This is a genomic window from Pseudomonas psychrophila (assembly GCF_001043005.1).
Taxonomy (GTDB): domain Bacteria; phylum Pseudomonadota; class Gammaproteobacteria; order Pseudomonadales; family Pseudomonadaceae; genus Aquipseudomonas; species Aquipseudomonas psychrophila.
Genome location: NZ_JYKZ01000002.1, coordinates 325,200 through 345,412 on the forward strand (window position 1 = coordinate 325,200; position 20,213 = coordinate 345,412).

The 20,213-nt window shown below is 56.1% G+C and carries 15 protein-coding genes and 1 pseudogene; all 16 read left to right on the forward strand.

The window, feature by feature from the left end; all coding sequences use genetic code 11:
• The first annotated feature begins 14 nt into the window (after positions 1-14).
• The 16 genes and pseudogenes from uppS (at position 15) to kdsA (ending at position 20,179) form a co-directional block, all read left to right on the forward strand.
• Positions 15-770, forward strand: coding sequence for a polyprenyl diphosphate synthase (gene uppS, locus TU76_RS07605; protein ID WP_019822189.1), 756 nt, complete (start codon positions 15-17; stop codon positions 768-770).
• Positions 770-1,576, forward strand: coding sequence for a phosphatidate cytidylyltransferase (locus TU76_RS07610; protein ID WP_019822191.1), 807 nt, complete (start codon positions 770-772; stop codon positions 1,574-1,576). The genes uppS and TU76_RS07610 overlap by 1 nt, the downstream gene beginning before the upstream one ends.
• Complete coding sequence (gene ispC, locus TU76_RS07615) at positions 1,573-2,760, forward strand: 1-deoxy-D-xylulose-5-phosphate reductoisomerase (RefSeq protein WP_019822193.1); 1,188 nt, start codon at positions 1,573-1,575, stop codon at positions 2,758-2,760. Before TU76_RS07610 ends, ispC begins: the two co-directional genes overlap by 4 nt.
• A gap of 43 nt (positions 2,761-2,803) precedes the next feature.
• Positions 2,804-4,156, forward strand: a complete 1,353-nt coding sequence (gene rseP / locus TU76_RS07620; protein ID WP_046809196.1) for a sigma E protease regulator RseP — start codon at positions 2,804-2,806, stop codon at positions 4,154-4,156.
• Positions 4,157-4,231: 75 nt separating this feature from the next.
• Positions 4,232-6,577, forward strand: coding sequence for an outer membrane protein assembly factor BamA (bamA, locus tag TU76_RS07625; RefSeq protein WP_019822197.1), 2,346 nt, complete (start codon positions 4,232-4,234; stop codon positions 6,575-6,577).
• A gap of 44 nt (positions 6,578-6,621) precedes the next feature.
• Entirely contained in the window at positions 6,622-7,125 is a 504-nt protein-coding gene (locus tag TU76_RS07630; protein ID WP_019822199.1) for an OmpH/Skp family outer membrane protein, read from the forward strand.
• Between the two features lie 2 nt (positions 7,126-7,127).
• A pseudogene (gene lpxD, locus TU76_RS07635) lies at positions 7,128-8,182 on the forward strand (UDP-3-O-(3-hydroxymyristoyl)glucosamine N-acyltransferase).
• A gap of 109 nt (positions 8,183-8,291) precedes the next feature.
• Positions 8,292-8,732 (forward strand): 3-hydroxyacyl-ACP dehydratase FabZ, encoded by a 441-nt coding sequence (fabZ, locus tag TU76_RS07640; protein WP_016781990.1) that lies wholly within the window; start codon positions 8,292-8,294, stop codon positions 8,730-8,732.
• Positions 8,729-9,505 (forward strand): acyl-ACP--UDP-N-acetylglucosamine O-acyltransferase, encoded by a 777-nt coding sequence (gene lpxA / locus TU76_RS07645; protein WP_019822203.1) that lies wholly within the window; start codon positions 8,729-8,731, stop codon positions 9,503-9,505. The genes fabZ and lpxA overlap by 4 nt, the downstream gene beginning before the upstream one ends.
• 2 nt (positions 9,506-9,507) lie before the next feature.
• A complete protein-coding gene (gene lpxB / locus TU76_RS07650; protein WP_046810492.1) occupies positions 9,508-10,638 on the forward strand; it encodes a lipid-A-disaccharide synthase in 1,131 nt (376 codons plus the stop codon).
• Between the two features lie 11 nt (positions 10,639-10,649).
• Complete coding sequence (gene rnhB, locus TU76_RS07655) at positions 10,650-11,267, forward strand: ribonuclease HII (RefSeq protein WP_048351381.1); 618 nt, start codon at positions 10,650-10,652, stop codon at positions 11,265-11,267.
• A gap of 78 nt (positions 11,268-11,345) precedes the next feature.
• Positions 11,346-14,867 (forward strand): DNA polymerase III subunit alpha, encoded by a 3,522-nt coding sequence (gene dnaE / locus TU76_RS07660; protein WP_048351382.1) that lies wholly within the window; start codon positions 11,346-11,348, stop codon positions 14,865-14,867.
• Positions 14,868-15,051: 184 nt separating this feature from the next.
• The gene (locus TU76_RS07665) at positions 15,052-15,999 is read left to right on the forward strand and encodes an acetyl-CoA carboxylase carboxyltransferase subunit alpha (RefSeq protein ID WP_046810490.1); all 948 of its coding nucleotides are present in this window, start codon (positions 15,052-15,054) and stop codon (positions 15,997-15,999) included.
• A gap of 108 nt (positions 16,000-16,107) precedes the next feature.
• Positions 16,108-17,424: a tRNA lysidine(34) synthetase TilS gene (gene tilS, locus TU76_RS07670; protein ID WP_048351383.1), complete on the forward strand. Its 1,317-nt coding sequence runs from the start codon at positions 16,108-16,110 to the stop codon at positions 17,422-17,424.
• 272 nt (positions 17,425-17,696) lie between these two features.
• Positions 17,697-19,328, forward strand: coding sequence for a CTP synthase (locus TU76_RS07675; protein WP_019822213.1), 1,632 nt, complete (start codon positions 17,697-17,699; stop codon positions 19,326-19,328).
• A gap of 5 nt (positions 19,329-19,333) precedes the next feature.
• A complete protein-coding gene (gene kdsA / locus TU76_RS07680) occupies positions 19,334-20,179 on the forward strand; it encodes a 3-deoxy-8-phosphooctulonate synthase (RefSeq protein WP_019822215.1) in 846 nt (281 codons plus the stop codon).
• Positions 20,180-20,213: the final 34 nt, after the last annotated feature.

Below are 20,213 nucleotides of genomic sequence, written 5' to 3' on the forward strand. Positions count from 1 at the left end.
GGTCAGGGCGTTTTATGGAAAAGACGAAGCAGGCTGACCCGTCATCTGTTCCGCGACATGTCGCGATCATCATGGACGGTAATAATCGCTGGGCGAAAAAGCGCTTTATGCCGGGTGTTGCCGGGCATAAAGCGGGTGTGGATGCAGTTCGTGCGGTCATTGAGGTGTGTGTCGAGGCCAAGGTCGAGGTGCTCACCCTGTTCGCGTTCTCCAGTGAAAACTGGCGGCGTCCTGCGGCTGAAGTCAGTGCCTTGATGGATTTATTCTTCAGGGCGCTGCGTCGTGAGGCCAAGCGCCTCAACGAAAACGAGATCAGCCTGCAGATCATAGGTGACCGCTCACGCTTTCATCCCGACTTGCAAAAGGCGATGCGTGAAGCGGAAGAAATGACGGTGGGCGAAGGCCGCTTTGTGTTGCAGATTGCCGCTAACTACGGTGGTCAGTGGGACATTGCCCAGGCTGCTCAGCAATTGGCGCGTCAAGTCCAGTCGGGTGATTTGCAGCCTGAGGACATCACGCCGGAGTTGTTGCAAACCTGTCTGGTAACTGGCGATTTGCCATTGCCTGATCTGTGTATCCGCACCGGTGGTGAGCATCGCATCAGCAACTTCTTGCTGTGGCAGCTTGCCTACTCCGAGTTGTACTTCTCCGACCTGTTCTGGCCGGACTTCAAACACGAGGCCATGCGTCATGCATTGGCTGATTTCGCTTCTCGCCAGCGCCGCTTCGGTAAAACGAGCGAGCAGGTTGAGGCTGGAGCCCGGATTTAATGCTTAAACAACGAATCATCACTGCTCTTATCTTGTTGCCAATCGCCTTGTGCGGCTTTTTCCTGCTCGAGGGTAGCGGCTTTGCGCTGTTTATTGGCCTGGTTGTTACCTTGGGTGCCTGGGAATGGGCTCGTCTTGCAGGCTTTGAAGCTCAATCCGCGCGGGTAGTATTTGCAGCGTTAGTGGCCGTACTTCTGTTTGGCCTGCACCTCTTTCCTGATCTGGCGCCATGGGTGCTGGGTGCTGCGGTGTTGTGGTGGGCGCTGGCAACCTTCCTGGTGCTGACCTTTCCGCAATCCGCTGTGCACTGGTCGAGTATTGCGACCAAGCTGGTGATTGGGTTGTTGATCCTGTTGCCAGCCTGGCAAGGTCTGGTCCTGATCAAGGCGATGCCGTTGGGTAACTGGCTGATCATGGCGGTGATGGTTCTTGTGTGGGGCGCAGATATCGGCGCATATTTTTCAGGGCGCAAATTTGGCAAGCGCAAGCTTGCCCCTAAAGTCAGTCCGGGCAAAAGCTGGGAGGGTGTATTTGGAGGCTTGTTGCTGAGCCTGCTGATCACCGCTGCAGTAGGTATTGTGCGCAGCTGGAGCGCTTCACAGATGTTTGCTGCGCTAGTTGGTGCCGCCGTGATTGTTTTGATTTCGGTGGTAGGCGACCTCACGGAAAGTATGTTCAAACGCCAGGCCGGTGTTAAAGACAGCAGTAATCTGCTGCCGGGCCATGGCGGTGTTCTGGATCGCATCGACAGCCTGACGGCGGCGATCCCTGTATTTGCTGTATTGCTGTGGATGGCTGCCTCATGAGTCGTCCACAACAGATTACTGTTCTGGGGGCTACAGGTTCTATTGGCCTGAGTACCCTGGATGTTATTGCGCGTCATCCTGATCGTTATCAAGTGTTTGCCCTGAGTGGCTACACTCGCCTCGCAGAGTTGCTGGCCTTGTGCATCAAACACAGGCCTCAAGTCGCTGTGGTCCCTCATGAAGGTGCTGCCAGCCAATTGCAGGCGGATCTGCGCGTTGCCGGGCTCAATACCGAAGTGTTGGTCGGTGAAGAGGGGCTGTGCCAGGTTTCGTCTGCACCTGAAGTCGATTCGGTGATGGCGGCAATCGTCGGTGCTGCAGGCTTGCGCCCGACACTGGCAGCGGTCAATGCTGGCAAGAAGATCCTGTTGGCCAACAAGGAAGCGCTGGTGATGACGGGCGACCTGTTTATGCAGGCAGTGCGTCGCAGCGGTTCGGTTTTGTTGCCCATCGACAGTGAACACAACGCTATCTTCCAGTGCTTGCCGCAGGATTTTGCGCGCGGACTGGGTAATGTGGGTGTCCGTCGGATTTTGCTGACGGCGTCTGGTGGGCCTTTCCGCGAAACTCCGCTGGCAGAGCTGGAACACGTCACGCCGGACCAAGCCTGCGCTCATCCCAACTGGTCGATGGGACGCAAGATTTCGGTAGATTCGGCGAGCATGATGAACAAGGGTTTGGAGCTGATCGAGGCTTGCTGGTTGTTCGATGCCAGGCCAGATCAAGTTGAAGTGGTGATCCATCCGCAGAGCGTGATCCACTCGCTGGTTGACTATGTAGATGGGTCGGTATTGGCGCAGCTGGGTAATCCGGATATGCGAACACCGATTTCCAATGCCCTGGCCTGGCCTGAGCGTATTGATTCGGGTGTTGCGCCGCTGGATCTTTTTGCTGTTGCACGGCTGGACTTTCAGCGTCCTGACGAGCAACGTTTCCCTTGTTTGCGTTTGGCTCGCGAGGCTGCCATGGCAGGCAACAGCGCGCCAGCGATGCTCAATGCGGCAAACGAGGTGGCAGTGGCCGCCTTTTTGGACGGGCGGATCCGTTACCCGCAGATCGCTCGTATCATCGAAGATGTATTAAATAGCGAGCCGGTGGTTGCCGTCGACGAATTGGAAGCGGTGTTTGCCGCTGATGGCAAAGCCCGGATGCTGGCTGAACAGTGGTTGAGTCGTAACGGCTAAAAGTGGTGCTTGCCGGACCCGGACAGAATCGCGGAGAAAGTAGATGAGTGCGCTCTATATGATTGTTGGCACCCTGGTCGCATTGGGGGTGCTGGTCACTTTTCATGAATTCGGTCACTTTTGGGTGGCGCGCCGTTGCGGCGTCAAGGTTCTGCGCTTCTCCGTGGGCTTCGGTACGCCTTTGCTGCGCTGGCATGATCGCCAGGGCACCGAGTTTGTGATCGCGGCCATACCCTTGGGCGGCTACGTAAAAATGCTCGACGAGCGTGAAGGCGAAGTACCGGCCGACCAGCTTAATCAGTCTTTCAATCGTAAAACCGTAGGCCAGCGCATTGCTATTGTCGCAGCCGGGCCCATTGCCAACTTCATGTTGGCGATGGCTTTTTTCTGGGTGCTGGCAATGATGGGCAGTCAGCAAGTGCGGCCGGTTATTGGTTCGGTAGAAAACGGTAGCCTGGCGGCGCAGGCCGGTTTGGCTGCAGGCCAGGAAATCGTTTCAATTGATGGCGAGCCTACGACGGGCTGGTCCAACGTCAATCTGCAGCTGGTACGTCGTCTGGGCGAGAGTGGTTCTCTGCAGGTTGTGGTGAGTGAGCCGGGCTCAACCGCCCAGGCATCGCATCAGCTTGTATTGAAAGATTGGCTTAAGGGTGCTGACGAGCCGAACCCTATCACTTCGCTAGGGATTCGCCCGTGGCGCCCCGAGCTACCGGCGGTTCTGGCAGAGCTTGATCCGAAAGGTCCGGCCCAGGCTGCCGGGCTTAAAGCCGGCGACAAGCTGCTGGCCATGAACGATCAGCCAATCAAGGATTGGCAACAGGTTGTTGACTGGGTGCGCACACGTCCTGACGCCCGTGTTGTGTTGCATGTCGAACGCGATGGCGTACCGGTCGATATTCCGGTCACGCTGGCTGCTCGCGGCGAAGGCAAGGACGCTACGGGTTACCTGGGGGCCGGGGTTAAAGGTGTCGACTGGCCACCAGCGATGATCCGGGAGGTCAGTTATGGCCCGCTGGCTGCAATCGGGGAGGGGGCAAAACGCACCTGGACCATGAGCATATTGACGCTCGACTCACTCAAGAAAATGTTGTTCGGTGAGCTCTCGGTAAAAAACTTGAGTGGACCGATAACCATTGCTAAAGTGGCGGGCGCTTCTGCCCAGTCGGGTGTTGCGGATTTCCTGAATTTTCTGGCTTATCTAAGCATAAGCCTGGGGGTTCTGAACTTGTTGCCCATACCAGTACTGGATGGGGGGCATTTGTTGTTTTATCTGATCGAGTGGGCGCGTGGTCGTCCCTTGTCGGATCGGGTGCAGGGTTGGGGAATGCAGATCGGTATCAGTTTGGTGGTCGGGGTGATGTTGCTTGCCTTGATCAACGATTTGGGCCGTCTGTAAACGCTTCGCTGAATTGCGAATCTGCCGCATTTTGCGGCAGTTTGTTTATTGCCAGTTGGAATAAGAAAGGACTTCATGAAACGTCTGCTGCTAACTGCGGTTCTCGCCGTACTGATGATCGCCGAAGTTCACGCCGAGTCCTTCACTATCTCTGATATCCGTGTCAACGGGCTCCAGCGGGTTTCCGCCGGTAGCGTGTTTGGTGCGTTGCCTCTGAACGTAGGTGAGGTAGCGGATGACCGCCGTTTGGTGGAATCCACTCGTGCGTTGTTCAAAACCGGGTTCTTTCAGGATATCCAACTGGGTCGTGACGGCAATGTGCTTGTTATCACGGTTGTCGAACGTCCTTCTGTCTCCAGCATCACTATTGACGGGAACAAGGCGATCTCCACTGATGACCTGATGAAAGGTCTGAAACAGTCGGGGCTTGCCGAAGGTGAGATTTTCCAGCGCGCCACCCTTGAAGGCGTGCGTAACGAACTGCAACGTCAGTATGTTGCCCAGGGCCGTTACTCGGCGACGGTCGACACCGAAGTGGTGCCTGAGCCGCGTAACCGTGTCGCCTTGAAGGTCAACATCAACGAAGGCACTGTTGCCGCCATCCAGCACATCAATGTGGTGGGCAACACTGTTTTCCCTGAGTCTGACCTGGTTGACTTGTTCGAGCTCAAAACCACGAACTGGTTGTCGTTCTTCAAGAACGACGACAAGTACGCACGTGAAAAACTGTCGGGTGACCTTGAGCGTTTGCGCTCTTACTACCTCGATCGTGGCTATATCAATATGGATATCGCTTCGACCCAGGTTTCGATCACTCCCGACAAGAAAAGCGTCTACATCACCGTTAACGTGAATGAAGGCGAAAAATACAATGTCGGCGAAGTGAAACTGAGCGGTGACCTCAAGGTCCCGGAAGATCAGATCAAGTCGCTGTTGCTGGTTCAGCCAGGCCAGGTGTTCTCGCGCAAGCTGATGACCACCACCTCCGAGCTGATTACCCGTCGTCTGGGTAACGAGGGTTACACCTTCGCCAACGTTAACGGCGTACCACAGCCAAACCCTGAAGATCACACGGTTGCCATCACCTTTGTGGTTGATCCGGGCAAGCGGGCTTACGTAAACCGCATTAACTATCGCGGTAACACCAAGTCGGAAGACGAAGTGCTGCGTCGCGAAATGCGTCAGATGGAAGGTGGCTGGGCGTCGACTTACCTGATTGATCAGTCCAAGGTTCGCCTCGAGCGCCTGGGCTTCTTCAAAGAAGTAAACGTTGAAACCCCGGCAGTGCCAGGTACTGACGATATGGTTGACGTGAACTACGCGGTTGAAGAGCAGGCGTCGGGTTCGATCACTGCAAGCGTAGGTTTTGCCCAGAGCGCCGGTTTGATCCTTGGCGGTTCGATTACCCAGAACAACTTCCTGGGTACGGGTAACAAGGTCAGCCTTGGCTTGACTCGCAGCGAATACCAGAGCCGCTACAACTTCAGCTATGTTGATCCGTACTGGACAGCTGACGGTGTGAGCCTGGGTTACAACGCGTTCTACCGCACCACTGATTACAAAGAGCTGGATGTTGACGTAGCAAACTACTCGGTGGACAGCCTTGGTGCTGGTATCACCATGGGCTACCCGATCAGCGACACATCGCGTCTGACTTACGGTCTGACGGTCCAGCAGGACGAGATCAGCACAGGTCAGTACACCGTTGACGAGATTTTCGACTTTGTACAGCGTGAGGGTGACAAGTACCTCAACTTCAAGGCATCCGTGGGCTGGTCCGAGTCGACATTGAACAAAGGCGTATTGCCTACACGTGGCAGCTCTCAGAGCCTGGTGCTTGAGAGCACGATTCCGGGCAGTGATCTGCAGTTCTACAAACTTGATTACCGTGCGCAGTTGTTCCAGCCGCTGACCGACACCTACACCATGCGTCTGCACACAGAACTGGGCTATGGTGATGGCTATGGTTCGACCGCCGGGTTGCCGTTCTATGAGAACTACTACGCGGGTGGTTTCAACTCGGTACGTGGTTTCAAGGACAGCGCTCTGGGGCCTCGCAGTACGCCAAGTACGGGTAAAAACGGTACGCTTGTGGACCCTGATCAGGACGCGCTGCCATTTGGTGGTAACGTGTTGATCCAGGGTGGTGTAGAGGTTCTGTTCCCTATGCCGTTTGTGAAAGATCAGCGTTCCCTGCGGACCTCCGTGTTCTGGGATGTGGGTAACGTGTTCGACACCAACTGCAAAGGTGATACCAAAGACTGCGATATCAGCTTTAGCAACATGGCCAGTTCTGTTGGTGTTGGTGTGACCTGGGTTACCGCGCTTGGCCCGTTGAGCTTCAGCTTGGCCATGCCGATCAAGAAACCGGATGACGCAGACACTCAAGTGTTCCAATTCTCCCTCGGCCAGACTTTCTAAAGCCTGACCTTAGATACAGACAACGGATTTTTTAGGAGTGCATCGTGCGTAAGTTGACTCAATTGGTTCTCCTGGCTTCGGTTTTAGTGGCTGGCCCGGCTTTCGCCGATATGAAAATTGCCGTGCTGAACTATCAGATGGCATTGCTTGAATCGGACGCAGCCAAGCGTTACGCCGTGGATGCCGAGAAGAAATTTGGCCCACAACTGACCAAGCTCAAAAGCCTGGAAAGCAGCGCAAAAGGTATTCAGGATCGTCTGGTGAAGGGCGGCGACAAAATGGCGCAGGGCGAGCGTGAGCGTCTGGAGCTTGAATTCAAGCAAAAGGCTCGTGACTTCCAGTTCCAGTCCAAGGAATTGAATGAAGCCAAAGCCGTTGCTGACCGTGAAATGCTGAAACAGCTGAAGCCAAAACTGGACAGCGCTGTTGAAGAAGTCATCAAAAAAGGCGCCTTTGACCTGGTGTTCGAGCGTGGTGCTGTGATTGATGTTAAGCCTCAGTACGACATCACTCGCCAAGTTATCGAGCGCATGAACCAGCTGAAGTAATTATGACTGCGACTATAAAACTCGGCCAATTGGCCGAGTTCCTCGGAGCCACCTTACGTGGCTCTGCGGAGAGAGAAATCACTGGGCTAGCCACTTTACAAGAGGCTGGCCCAGCTCAGTTGAGCTTTCTGGCCAACCCCCAATACCGCAAATTCCTCGTTGACTGCCAGGCCGCAGCTGTATTGCTCAAGGCTTCTGACGCCGAAGATTATGCTGGTGATGCGCTGGTTGTCCCCGATCCTTACCTGGCTTACGCCCGAGTCTCCCATCTGTTTGATCCCAAGCCCAAAGCGGCTGCCGGCGTTCATCCATCGGCGGTTATCGCTGCTGACGCAGTGGTTGATCCTGCGGCAAGCGTTGGCGCTTTTGCTGTGATCGAAAGCGGTGCGCGCATTGCTGCCGGCGTCACGGTAGGGCCTCATTGCTTTATCGGGGCTCGCTGCGAAATTGGCGAAGGCGGTTGGCTGGCTCCACGAGTGACGCTCTATCACGATGTACGCATCGGTAAGCGAGTGGTCATTCAGTCGGGAGCGGTGCTGGGAGGTGAAGGTTTTGGCTTTGCCAACGAGAAGGGTGTCTGGCAAAAAATCGCGCAAATCGGTGGTGTTACCATCGGTGATGATGTCGAGATCGGTGTCAATACCGCTATCGACCGCGGTGCTTTGGCTGACACGCTGATCGGTAATGGCGTCAAGCTGGACAACCAGATCCAGATCGCGCACAACGTTCAGATCGGTGACCATACGGCTATGGCCGCCTGTGTAGGGATTTCCGGTAGCACTAAAATCGGCAAGCACTGCATGTTGGCGGGGGGGGTCGGTTTGGTGGGGCACATTGAAATTTGTGACAATGTGTTCTTGACTGGCATGACGATGGTGACCCACTCGATTACCGAGCCCGGTGCCTACTCTTCCGGTACCGCAATGCAGCCAGCCGCTGAGTGGCGCAAAAGTGCCGCACGTATTCGTCAGTTGGACGATATAGCCCGGCGGTTGAAACAACTGGAAAAGCGCGTCGGTAAGTGACCCCCGGCGGTAATGCTTCTTCAAAAGGCTAATACAATTTCCATATCAAGAGTGCAGAACCTCTGGTTTGCTTCCTTGATTTGCTAGAGGAGCGCGCCTTAGTCGCGCGCGCCCAATCTTTATTACAGGCTTCCCCACGAAATGATGGACATCAACGAGATTCGCGAATATCTGCCCCACCGTTACCCGTTCCTACTGGTGGATCGAGTGGTGGATCTGGATGTCGAGAACAAGCGCATTCGTGCCTACAAGAATGTCAGCATCAATGAGCCCTTTTTCAACGGTCACTTCCCGGCGCACCCGATCATGCCCGGCGTGTTGATCATTGAAGCCATGGCTCAGGCTGCTGGCATCCTTGGCTTCAAGATGATGGACCTCAAGCCGGCTGACGGTACGCTCTACTACTTCGTAGGCTCCGATAAGCTGCGCTTCCGTCAGCCCGTGCTGCCAGGCGATCAACTGATCCTTGAGGCCAAGTTCTTGAGCTGCAAGCGCTCCATCTGGAAGTTTGAGTGCCAGGCAACGGTTGACGGCAAGCCGGTATGCTCGGCTGAAATCATCTGTGCGGAACGCAAACTATGAGTTTGATTGACCCTCGCGCAATCATCGATCCGACGGCCATTTTGGCCGACGACGTCGAGGTCGGCCCTTGGTCGATCGTCGGCGCTGGTGTGGAAATCGGCGAGGGGACAGTGATTGGGCCGCATGTGATTCTCAAAGGCCCAACCAAAATCGGTAAGCACAATCGTATCTACCAGTTTTCTTCGGTAGGCGAGGACACGCCTGATCTCAAGTACAAGGGTGAGGAAACTCGCCTGGTGATCGGTGATCACAACGTTATTCGTGAAGGGGTCACCATTCACCGCGGAACGATTCAGGATCGCGCCGAAACCACCTTGGGTGATCACAATCTGGTGATGGCCTATGCCCATATCGGGCATGACAGCGTCATCGGTAACCATTGCATTCTGGTCAACAACGCCGCGCTGGCGGGCCATGTGCATATGGGGGACTGGGCGATCCTGTCAGGTTTTACACTGGTGCATCAGTTCTGCCACATCGGTGCCCACAGCTTTTCGGGCATGGGTACTGCTATCGGCAAGGATGTACCTGCGTTTGTGACCGTGTTTGGCAGCCCTGCCGAAGCACGCAGCATGAACTTCGAAGGGATGCGTCGTCGCGGCTTCAGTGAAGATGCCATTCATGCGTTACGTCGTGCCTACAAAGTGGTTTACCGCCAAGGCCTGACCGTTGATCAGGCGCTTGCCGAGCTGGCTGAACCTGCTGTGCAGTTCCCTGAAGTGGCCATGTTTGTAGAGTCCATTCGTTCTTCCACCCGCGGCATTACGCGCTAGTCATGGCCAGATTGCGTATCGCGCTGGTGGCGGGAGAGGCCTCGGGTGACATTTTGGGCTCGGGCTTGATGCGAGCGCTCAAGGCTCAGCATTCTGATATCGAATTTATCGGCGTTGGCGGTCCGTTGATGGAAGCAGAGGGCATGACCTCCTACTTCCCGATGGAGCGTCTGTCCGTGATGGGCCTGGTTGAAGTGCTGGGGCGTCTGCGTGAGCTGCTTAAGCGCCGAAAACTCCTTGTTCAGACCTTGATCGCTGAAAAGCCCGATGTGTTTATCGGTATCGATGCTCCCGATTTCACCCTCAATATAGAACTTCAATTGCGCCGTGCCGGGATCAAGACCGTGCATTACGTCAGTCCGTCGGTATGGGCGTGGCGTCAGAAGCGAGTGCTGAAAATTCGCGAAGGCTGCGATTTGATGCTCACGCTGTTGCCGTTTGAAGCCAAATTCTACGAAGAACACGGCGTGCCCGTGCGGTTCGTTGGTCATTCATTGGCCGACACTATCCCCCTTGAAGCCGATAAAGCCGGTGCTCGCGCCGAATTGGGCCTCCCCGACGGGCCTTTGGTCGCCTTGATGCCAGGCAGTCGCGGCGGAGAAGTGGGTAAGCTGGGCGGGTTGTTTCTCGATGCGGCGCAGCTCATTCACGAAGCCCGGCCTGATGTGCGTTTTGTATTGCCTTGTGCGAGTGCCGCCCGTCGCGAGCAGATTGAGCAGTTGCTGGTGGGGCGTGATCTGCCGCTGACCTTGCTTGACGGTCAATCACACCTGGCACTGGCGGCCTGTGATGCGGTATTGATTGCATCCGGTACCGCGACGCTCGAGGCCTTGCTCTACAAGCGGCCGATGGTAGTTGCTTATCGTCTCGCACGTCTGACGTTCTGGATTCTCAAGCGGCTGGTCAAAAGCCCTTACGTGTCGCTGCCCAATTTGCTGGCTCAGCGCATGTTGGTACCCGAGCTTTTACAAGACGCAGCTACGCCTCAAGCATTGGCCCAGACCTTGCTGCCTCTGCTGGACGGTGGTGAAGAACAGACCCGTGGTTTTGATGAGATTCACCGTACATTGCGTCTCGACGCTTCCAATCAGGCCGCCAAAGCGGTACTGGGCCTGATTGCACAATCCAAGTGAGTAAAGTAACCATGCAAATCGGGTTGGACTTCAATCTGGTCGAAGACCTCGTGGCCGGTGTTGATGAGGTGGGTCGCGGCCCATTGTGCGGCGCAGTTGTCACTGCAGCCGTCATTCTTGATCCCAATCGGCCGATAGCCGGGCTGAACGACTCGAAAAAACTCACCGAGGCCCGTCGCGAAAAACTGTACGACGAAATTCGTGAAAAGGCCCTGAGCTGGTGTATCGCCCGGGCCGAAGTCGAAGAGATTGATGAGCTGAATATTTTGCACGCCACCATGTTGGCCATGCAGCGCGCTGTCGAAGGGCTGAGCATCACTCCGAAGCTGGCGATGATCGACGGTAATCGCTGCCCCAGGCTGGCCATGCCGTCCGAAGCCGTGGTTAAAGGTGATAGCAAGGTGCCAGCGATTGCTGCAGCATCGATTTTGGCCAAGGTCAGTCGTGACCGTGAAATGGCGGCTTTTGAGCTGCAATACCCGGGCTATGGCATCGGTGGACACAAGGGTTACCCAACGGCTGTACACCTCGAAGCGCTTGAGCGTTTGGGCCCGACACCGATTCACCGGCGTTCGTTTGGTCCGGTTCGTCGTGCGTATGAGGCGCTTGAAGGTCTCACCAAGGTTTAGCCGCAAGGCTGATGTTTTTGCCAAGGCCCGGTACAATCCGGGCCTTGTTGTTTCTCAAAGCTTATAGACAGGATCACCATGCCGGCTTCATTCGTTCATCTGCGCCTGCACACTGAATACTCCCTGGTCGATGGCCTGGTGCGGATCAAACCGCTGATCAAAACCCTGGCCGGCATGAATATGCCCGCTGTCGCGGTAACCGATCAGAACAACATGTGTTCCCTGGTCAAGTTTTACAAAGCGGCCATGGGCGGCGGAATCAAGCCGATCAGTGGCGCGGATCTGTGGTTGTCGAACAAGGACCCGGAAAACCCGCTCAGCCGTATCAGTCTGTTGGCGATGAACCCTTTGGGTTATCGCAACCTCACCGAGCTGATTTCCCGCGGTTACATCGATGGCCAGCGCAATGGCCAGGTGATTATTGAGCGCGAGTGGGTGGCCGAGGCCGCTGCAGGCCTGATCATGCTTTCAGCCGCGAAGGAGGGCGAGATTGGTGTCGCGCTGATCAGTGGTAACACTGAGGAAGCCGAGGCCCTGGCCCGCGAATGGATGACAGTGTTCCCGGACCGCTTCTACCTCGAGGTTCAGCGCACCAAGCGCCCCAACGATGAAGAACATCTGCATGCGGCTGTAGCCCTGGCGGACAAGATCGGCGCGCCGCTGGTTGCGACCAACGACGTGCGCTTCATTAAGCAGCAGGATTTCGAAGCTCACGAAACCCGTGTCTGCATTGGTGAAGGCCGGGCGCTGGATGATCCGCGTCGCTCCAAGAATTACAGCGATCAGCAGTATCTGAAAAGCGCCGAGGAAATGGCTGAGCTGTTCAGTGATTTGCCTGAGGCGCTCGCAAACACCGTTGAGATTGCCAAGCGCTGCAATATTGAAGTGAAACTGGGCACTCACTTTTTGCCCAATTTTCCGATTCCCGATGGCATGACCATCGATGAGTATTTCCGCAAGGTATCGTTTGATGGTCTGGAAGATCGTCTGAGTGTTTTGCTGCCCAAGGACGCCACCGAGGACTACGACGCCAAGCGACAGGTTTATGTCGATCGGCTGAATTTCGAGCTGGATATCATTATCCAGATGGGGTTCCCGGGTTACTTCCTGATCGTGATGGACTTTATCCAGTGGGCCAAGAGTAACGGCGTGCCAGTGGGGCCTGGCCGTGGATCGGGTGCCGGATCGCTGGTGGCTTATGTGCAGAAGATTACTGACCTCGATCCGTTGGAATACGACCTGCTTTTCGAGCGATTCCTTAACCCGGAACGGGTATCGATGCCCGACTTCGACGTCGACTTCTGCATGGATGGTCGAGACCGGGTGATCGAGTATGTGGCCGAAAAATACGGCCGCAACGCGGTAAGTCAAATCATCACGTTTGGTTCGATGGCCGCCAAGGCGGTAATCCGTGACGTGGCGCGGGTGCAGGGCAAGTCCTACGGCTTGGCGGATCGTCTGTCTAAGATGATTCCGTTTGAAGTCGGCATGACTCTGGAAAAAGCCTACGAGCAAGAAGAAATTCTGCGCGACTTCATCAAGGTCGATGAGGAAGCGGCTGAAATCTGGGAAATGGCCCGCAAGCTCGAAGGCGTTGTACGTAACGTCGGTAAGCACGCCGGTGGTGTGGTTATCGCGCCGACCAAACTGACAGACTTCTCGCCTATTTACTGCGATGAAGAGGGCGGGGGGCTTGTTACCCAGTTCGATAAAGATGACGTTGAGTCGGCCGGCCTGGTGAAGTTCGACTTCCTCGGTCTGCGGACCCTGACGGTTATTGACTGGGCGCTCAAAACCATCAACCGCGATCGCGCCAAGGTTGATGAACCGCCACTGGATATCGCCTTTATCCCGCTCGACGACAAGCCGACATACCAGTTGCTGCAAAAGGCCGAGACCACAGCGGTATTCCAGCTTGAGTCGCGCGGGATGAAAGAGCTGATCAAAAAGCTCAAGCCCGACTGCCTGGAAGACTTGATCGCTCTGGTAGCCCTGTTCCGTCCGGGCCCGTTGCAGTCAGGCATGGTTGATGACTTTATCAACCGTAAGCACGGTCGTGCCGAACTGGCGTACCCGCACTCCGACTATCAGTACGAAGGTCTCAAGCCGGTCTTGGCGCCGACCTACGGCATCATCCTGTACCAAGAACAGGTGATGCAGATTGCCCAGGTCATGGCCGGTTATACCCTCGGCGGCGCCGACATGCTGCGTCGAGCCATGGGTAAGAAAAAACCCGAAGAAATGGCCAAGCAGCGCGGCGGCTTTATTGAAGGTTGTGCCAACAACAATATTGATGGCGACCTGGCTGGCAACATTTTCGATCTGGTAGAAAAATTTGCCGGTTATGGCTTCAACAAGTCTCACTCAGCTGCTTACGGTCTGGTGTCTTACCAGACCGCTTGGCTGAAAACCCACTACCCGGCACCGTTCATGGCCGCGGTACTGTCGGCGGATATGCATAACACCGACAAGGTCGTGATCCTGATCGAAGAAATTCGCAGCATGAAGCTGCGTCTTGATGCGCCGGATGTGAACGCCTCTGAGTTCAAGTTTACGGTGAACGATGAAGGCCGGATCATTTACGGTCTTGGGGCGATCAAGGGTGTAGGCGAGGGGCCCGTCGAGGCCATCACCGAGGCGCGTCAGGACGGTCCTTTTACGGATCTGTTCGACTTTTGTGCCCGGGTTGACCTCAAACGCATCAACAAGCGTACTCTCGATGGGCTGATCCGCAGTGGCGCGCTGGACCGTCTGGGGCCGTTCTTTCATGACGAACCCAAAGCATGGCAAGCCAGCATCGACCAGAACCGTGCGGTGTTGTTATCGGCACTGGAAGAAGCGATCAAGGCGGCCGAGCAAACCGCACGAACCCATGACAGTGGCCACGCCGATCTGTTTGGCGGATTGTTTGTCGAGGTGGACGCGGACGTCTACGCCAATCACCGCAAGGCCAAGGAACTGACGCTCAAAGAACGGCTCAAAGGCGAGAAGGATACGCTGGGCCTGTACCTGACGGGTCATCCGATTGACGAATACGAAGGTGAAATCCGTCGTTTTGCACGCCAGCGCATTATTGATCTCAAGCCTGCACGCGATACTCAGACCGTTGCCGGGATGATCATTGCATTGCGGGTGATGAAGAACAAAAAAGGCGACAAGATGGGCTTTATCACCCTTGACGATCGTTCGGCGCGCATTGAAGCCTCGCTGTTTGCCGAGGCCTTTCATTCGGCACAATCACTGTTGCAGACCGATGCGATGGTGGTGGTCGAAGGGGAGGTCAGTAATGATGACTTCTCTGGCGGGCTGCGTCTTAGGGTCAAGCGAGTGATGAGCATGGAAGATGCTCGCACCAACCTGGCCGAGAGTTTGCGACTGAAAGTGAACCGGGCCGCACTCAAGGGCGATCAATTGCGCTGGTTGGGTGAATTGTTCAAGAAACACCGTGGTGCGTGCCCGATCACCATGGATTACACCGGCGATGACGCCAAGGCCATGTTGCAGTTTGGCGAGACCTGGCGGATTGATCCGGCAGACAGCTTGATTCAAGCCCTGCGTGACCAGTTCGGGCGAGACAACGTCTTCCTCCAATACCGTTGACGGTCAGGGGCAAGAGCTGCGCCCTGACCTCGACCTGAATTTTTAATCTCGACCTGAGAGCGCCTGTCCCTTAAGGTAGGCGCGATACAGATCAACCGGCTGCCCCAGCTCGGTTCGAAACGCCAGCAAATGCTGGGTTTCAGACCTTCTGGCATGCTTTGCCGCCGACCCAAGACGGATGCTTATGAACCCGAATTTTCTTGATTTCGAACAGCCGATTGCTGACCTGCAAGCCAAAATCGAAGAGTTGCGCTTGGTTGGTAATGACAATTCGCTGAATATCAGTGATGAAATCTCTCGTCTGCAAGACAAAAGCAAAACGCTGACTGAAGATATTTTCGGCAAGCTGACCAGCTGGCAGATTGCCCGTTTGGCCCGTCACCCGCGTCGTCCATACACCCTGGACTACATCGATCACATCTTCACCGAGTTCGATGAGCTGCATGGCGATCGTCATTTTTCGGATGACGCTGCCATCGTTGGCGGTATTGCCCGTCTGGACGATCAGCCAGTGATGGTGATTGGTCACCAGAAAGGTCGTGAAGTCCGTGAAAAGGTGCGTCGCAACTTCGGTATGCCGCGTCCTGAAGGCTATCGCAAGGCCTGCCGTCTTATGGAAATGGCCGAGCGTTTCAAAATGCCGATCCTGACCTTTATCGACACCCCGGGTGCATACCCGGGTATCGATGCTGAAGAGCGTAACCAGAGCGAAGCCATTGCCTGGAACCTGCGTGTCATGTCGCGTTTGAAAACCCCGATCATTGCCACGGTTATCGGTGAAGGTGGTTCGGGCGGTGCATTGGCGATTGGTGTTTGCGACCAACTGAACATGCTGCAGTACTCGACCTACGCGGTGATCTCGCCGGAAGGTTGCGCATCGATTCTGTGGAAAACCGCAGAAAAAGCACCGGACGCCGCTGAGGCCATGGGCATTACCGCCGAGCGCCTCAAAGGTCTGGGTATCGTGGACAAGGTGATTGGCGAGCCATTGGGTGGCGCACACCGTGACCCGGCTGCTGCGTCTGCCAGCATTCGTGCCGACCTGATTTCCCAGCTGGACATGCTGAACAAGCTGGATCACGAAACACTGCTCAAGCGCCGTTACGATCGTCTGATGAGCTACGGTCTCTGATTCAGATTTAGTGTGGGAGCGGGCTTGCCCGCGAAGGCATCTGCGCGGTTTGGCTCAACGATCGAGTAGTCAGCATCGCGAGCAAGCCCGCTCCTACAGGATTGCGTAATGCCCAGTCTATCGATTCCGCTGCTGCAAGCCCTCAGCCCCTGGCGCAACGCCAAGGCCTGGCATGTCGCGCTCTCCGGCGGTCTCGATTCGACTGTGCTGCTTCACCTTCTCGTTCAATTGCGCCAAACCCACTCGTTACCGCCAATTACCGCTGTCCATATTCATCATGGCCTGCAGGCGGCGGCTGATGGGTGGCCGGATCATTGTCAGGCGTTGTGTGACGGGCTGAGCGTGCCCTTGCAGGTGATTCGCGTGCAGGTGCAGGCTGGCGCAAGCGTCGAGCGGGCAGCGCGGGATGCGCGCTATCAGGCCTTTGCTGCACTCATCAGGGCTGAGGAAGTGCTGCTGGTCGGTCAGCACCGTGATGATCAGGCTGAAACGCTGCTGTTTCGTTTGTTGCGAGGGGCAGGGGTCAATGGGTTGGCGGCCATGCCCCGTCAGCGGCGCTTGGGGGCGGGGCACTTGTGTCGGCCTTTGCTGGACGTTTCTCGCGCTCAGCTTGAGGCTTACGCCCTTGAGCAGGGGCTGGGCTGGATCGAAGACCCGTCCAACGTGCAAACAGATTTTTCCCGTAACTATTTGCGCCATGAAGTATTTCCAGTCCTGACTCAGCGCTGGCCACAGGCGGCTGCCAGCCTGGCCCGCAGTGCTGCGCACTGTGCCGAGGCTCAGGAGTTGCTTGATGAGCTGGCGCAGCAGGATCTGCGTGATGCGGGCACTGTCACCGAATTTGCCTGGCTCGGGGTGCCCTCACTGGAACTTGCGCCCATTGCCCGGCTGTCGCCTGCTCGTCAACGCAACGCCTTGCGTCACTGGTTGGCAGCGTTCACTCAATTGCCTGATACCGATCACTGGGCGGGTTGGAATGCCCTGCGTGATGCTCGCGAGGATGCGCAGCCGGTCTGGAAACTCGCCAAGGGTGAACTTCATCGTGCTGGCGGACGGATCTGGTGGTTGTCCGGTGACTGGTTGTGCCCGCACCCTGCGCCAGGGGTGTGGGCGCAACCCGATCAGGCGCTGGTGCTGCCGGGTAATGGTCAGGTGCGCTTTGTCGGGGGTATTGCCGATGGCCCCTTGCAAGTGAGCTATCGTCAAGGGGGCGAAGTGATGGCGCTGGAACAGCGTGGTCACCGTGATCTGAAGCGGCTGTTCAACGAGCGGGGTATTCCGTTGTTTGCCCGTGGCAGATTGCCGCTTCTGTACCGCAATGAGCAGTTATTGGCCGTGGCAAACCTCAACGGACTGGACTCCAGCCCCTGTGGACGCTGGCAATTACAGTGGCTGCCAACTTCGAGCGATCAAGGTTTGAGCTGAAAGGGGGTTTCCGGTAGACTACGCTCCCTTCTTGATACAACTTCTGTGGATTCACCGAAATTACAGAAGTTGCCGATTACCAAGCAGTCTTTGCTGGGCGATTTTAAAAAAATGTGTGGCTTGCATCGAACCGATGATTTGCATCGGTCTGTTTCAACGCAGCAGTTTTTCGAAAGGTGCACTGTGACTAATGCTGGTGATTGGGGGCTTCGGCCTTCCTTCGCTTTCCCCGGCGGCTCTGACCGCTTTAACGCAGACTTCTAGGGTTTTTCATGACGCGCTACATCTTCGTCACGGGCGGTGTTGTTTCTTCATTGGGGAAAGGCATTGCCTCGGCTTCATTGGCAGCCATCCTGGAGGCGCGGGGACTTAAGGTCACCATGCTGAAGCTGGACCCCTACATCAACGTTGATCCGGGCACCATGAGCCCGTTCCAGCACGGTGAAGTGTTCGTCACACACGACGGCGCCGAAACCGACCTGGACTTGGGGCATTACGAGCGGTTCATCCGCACGACCATGACCCAGAACAACAACTTCACCACGGGCCGCGTTTACGAACACGTCCTGCGCAAGGAGCGCCGTGGTGATTACCTGGGTGCAACCATCCAGGTGATTCCGCACATCACCGACGAAATCAAACGTCGGATCATCAAGGGCGCCGGCGATGCCGACGTAGCGATGGTTGAGATTGGCGGTACTGTGGGTGACATTGAGTCCCAACCGTTCCTCGAGGCTATCCGTCAGCTGCGCATCGAAGTGGGCGCCAAGCGCGCCATGCTGATGCACCTGACGCTGGTTCCGTATATCGCCACTGCTGGCGAAACGAAAACCAAACCAACGCAACACTCGGTTAAAGAATTGCGCTCCATCGGCCTGCAGCCAGATGTCCTGATCTGCCGTTCCGATCACCACGTTGATATTTCTTCGCGTCGCAAGATTGCGTTGTTCACCAACGTTGAAGAGCGTGCCGTTATTTCGCTGGAAGACGCCGACACCATCTACCGTATCCCGGGCATGCTGCACGCCCAGGGTCTAGATGATTTCGTTGTCGAGCGTTTTGGCCTGGAATGCAACAGCGCCGACCTGTCCGAATGGGAACAGGTTGTTGATGCCAAGCTTAATCCGGAGCACGAAGTCACCATCGCGATGGTTGGCAAGTACATGGAGCTGCTGGACGCGTACAAGTCGCTGATTGAAGCGATGAGCCACGCCGGTATTTCCAACCGTACCAAGGTCAACCTGCGCTATATCGACTCCGAAGATATCGAAAACAAAGGCACTGAACTGCTTGAAGGCTGTGATGCCATTCTGGTTCCGGGCGGCTTCGGTCTGCGCGGCGTAGAAGGCAAGATCACGGCTGTTCAGTACGCTCGCGAGAACAAGGTTCCATACCTGGGTATCTGCCTGGGCATGCAAGTAGCGGTAATCGAGTTCGCACGTAACGTGCTGGGCTGGAAAGACGCCAACTCCACCGAGTTCGATCGCAGCAGCGGCCATCCGGTTGTGGGCCTGATCACTGAGTGGGAAGACGCCACCGGTGCAGTCGAAACCCGTACTGAAACCTCTGATCTGGGCGGCACCATGCGTCTGGGTGCGCAGGATTGCCAGTTGCAAGCCGGTTCCCTGGTTCACGACTGCTATGCCAAGGACGTGATCGTTGAACGTCACCGTCATCGCTATGAAGTAAACAACAACCTGCTGCCTCAGCTGACCGAAGCTGGCCTGAAAGTGACCGGTCGCTCCGGTGACGGCGCACTGGTAGAAGTGGTTGAAGCTCCGGATCATCCTTGGTTCGTCGCTTGCCAGTTCCACCCGGAGTTCACCTCCACGCCACGTGATGGCCATCCATTGTTCACCGGTTTCGTCAAAGCAGCATTGGCGCAACACGAGAAGAAGGCGTAATCAGAATGGCGCAAAAGATTATCCGTGTAGGCAATATCGAAATTGCCAACGACAAGCCAATGGTCTTGTTCGGTGGCATGAACGTGCTCGAAAGCCGTGATATGGCCATGCAGGTGTGCGAAGAGTACGTGCGGGTTACTGAAAAGCTTGGTATCCCTTACGTGTTCAAGGCCAGTTTCGACAAGGCCAACCGTTCATCTGTCAGCTCTTACCGGGGCCCCGGCCTCGAAGAAGGCATGCGGATTTTTCAGGACATCAAAGCCGCCTTTGGTGTGCCGCTGATCACCGACGTCCACGAACCTGCCCAGGCAGCCGTGGTCGCCGAGGTTTGCGACATCATCCAGCTGCCGGCCTTCCTGTCGCGTCAGACTGATCTGGTCGTGGCCATGGCCAAGACCGGTGCCGTGATCAACATCAAGAAAGCCCAATTCCTTGCACCTCAGGAGATGAAGCACATCCTGAGCAAATGCGAAGAGGCGGGTAATGATCAGTTGATCCTCTGCGAACGTGGTTCCAGCTTCGGCTACAACAACCTTGTTGTAGACATGCTGGGCTTTGGCATCATGAAGCAGTTCGAGTACCCGGTATTTTTCGACGTGACCCACGCGCTGCAAATGCCGGGTGGTCGCTCGGACTCTGCCGGTGGTCGTCGTGCCCAAGTAACCGACCTGGCCAAGGCTGGCATTAGCCAGGGCCTTGCCGGTCTGTTCCTTGAGGCGCACCCGGATCCGGATAATGCCAAATGCGACGGCCCTTGTGCCTTGCGTCTGGACAAGCTGGAGCCATTCCTGGCCCAGTTGAAGTCTCTGGATGAGTTGGTTAAAAGTTTTCCGACAATAGAAACCGCGTAACCCTCGTTTCTCCGGTAAAGTACCGCACGATTTC

Bases quoted from the DNA above. Each gene is read 5' to 3' on its own strand.
- uppS (WP_019822189.1), top strand. From the start codon at position 15: ATGGAAAAGACGAAGCAGGCTGACCCGTCATCTGTTCCGCGACATGTC.
- TU76_RS07610 (WP_019822191.1), top strand. From the start codon at position 770: ATGCTTAAACAACGAATCATCACTGCTCTTATCTTGTTGCCAATCGCC.
- ispC (WP_019822193.1), top strand. From the start codon at position 1,573: ATGAGTCGTCCACAACAGATTACTGTTCTGGGGGCTACAGGTTCTATT.
- rseP (WP_046809196.1), top strand. From the start codon at position 2,804: ATGAGTGCGCTCTATATGATTGTTGGCACCCTGGTCGCATTGGGGGTG.
- bamA (WP_019822197.1), top strand. From the start codon at position 4,232: ATGAAACGTCTGCTGCTAACTGCGGTTCTCGCCGTACTGATGATCGCC.
- fabZ (WP_016781990.1), top strand. From the start codon at position 8,292: ATGATGGACATCAACGAGATTCGCGAATATCTGCCCCACCGTTACCCG.
- lpxA (WP_019822203.1), top strand. From the start codon at position 8,729: ATGAGTTTGATTGACCCTCGCGCAATCATCGATCCGACGGCCATTTTG.
- lpxB (WP_046810492.1), top strand. From the start codon at position 9,508: ATGGCCAGATTGCGTATCGCGCTGGTGGCGGGAGAGGCCTCGGGTGAC.
- rnhB (WP_048351381.1), top strand. From the start codon at position 10,650: ATGCAAATCGGGTTGGACTTCAATCTGGTCGAAGACCTCGTGGCCGGT.
- dnaE (WP_048351382.1), top strand. From the start codon at position 11,346: ATGCCGGCTTCATTCGTTCATCTGCGCCTGCACACTGAATACTCCCTG.
- TU76_RS07665 (WP_046810490.1), top strand. From the start codon at position 15,052: ATGAACCCGAATTTTCTTGATTTCGAACAGCCGATTGCTGACCTGCAA.
- tilS (WP_048351383.1), top strand. From the start codon at position 16,108: ATGCCCAGTCTATCGATTCCGCTGCTGCAAGCCCTCAGCCCCTGGCGC.
- TU76_RS07675 (WP_019822213.1), top strand. From the start codon at position 17,697: ATGACGCGCTACATCTTCGTCACGGGCGGTGTTGTTTCTTCATTGGGG.
- kdsA (WP_019822215.1), top strand. From the start codon at position 19,334: ATGGCGCAAAAGATTATCCGTGTAGGCAATATCGAAATTGCCAACGAC.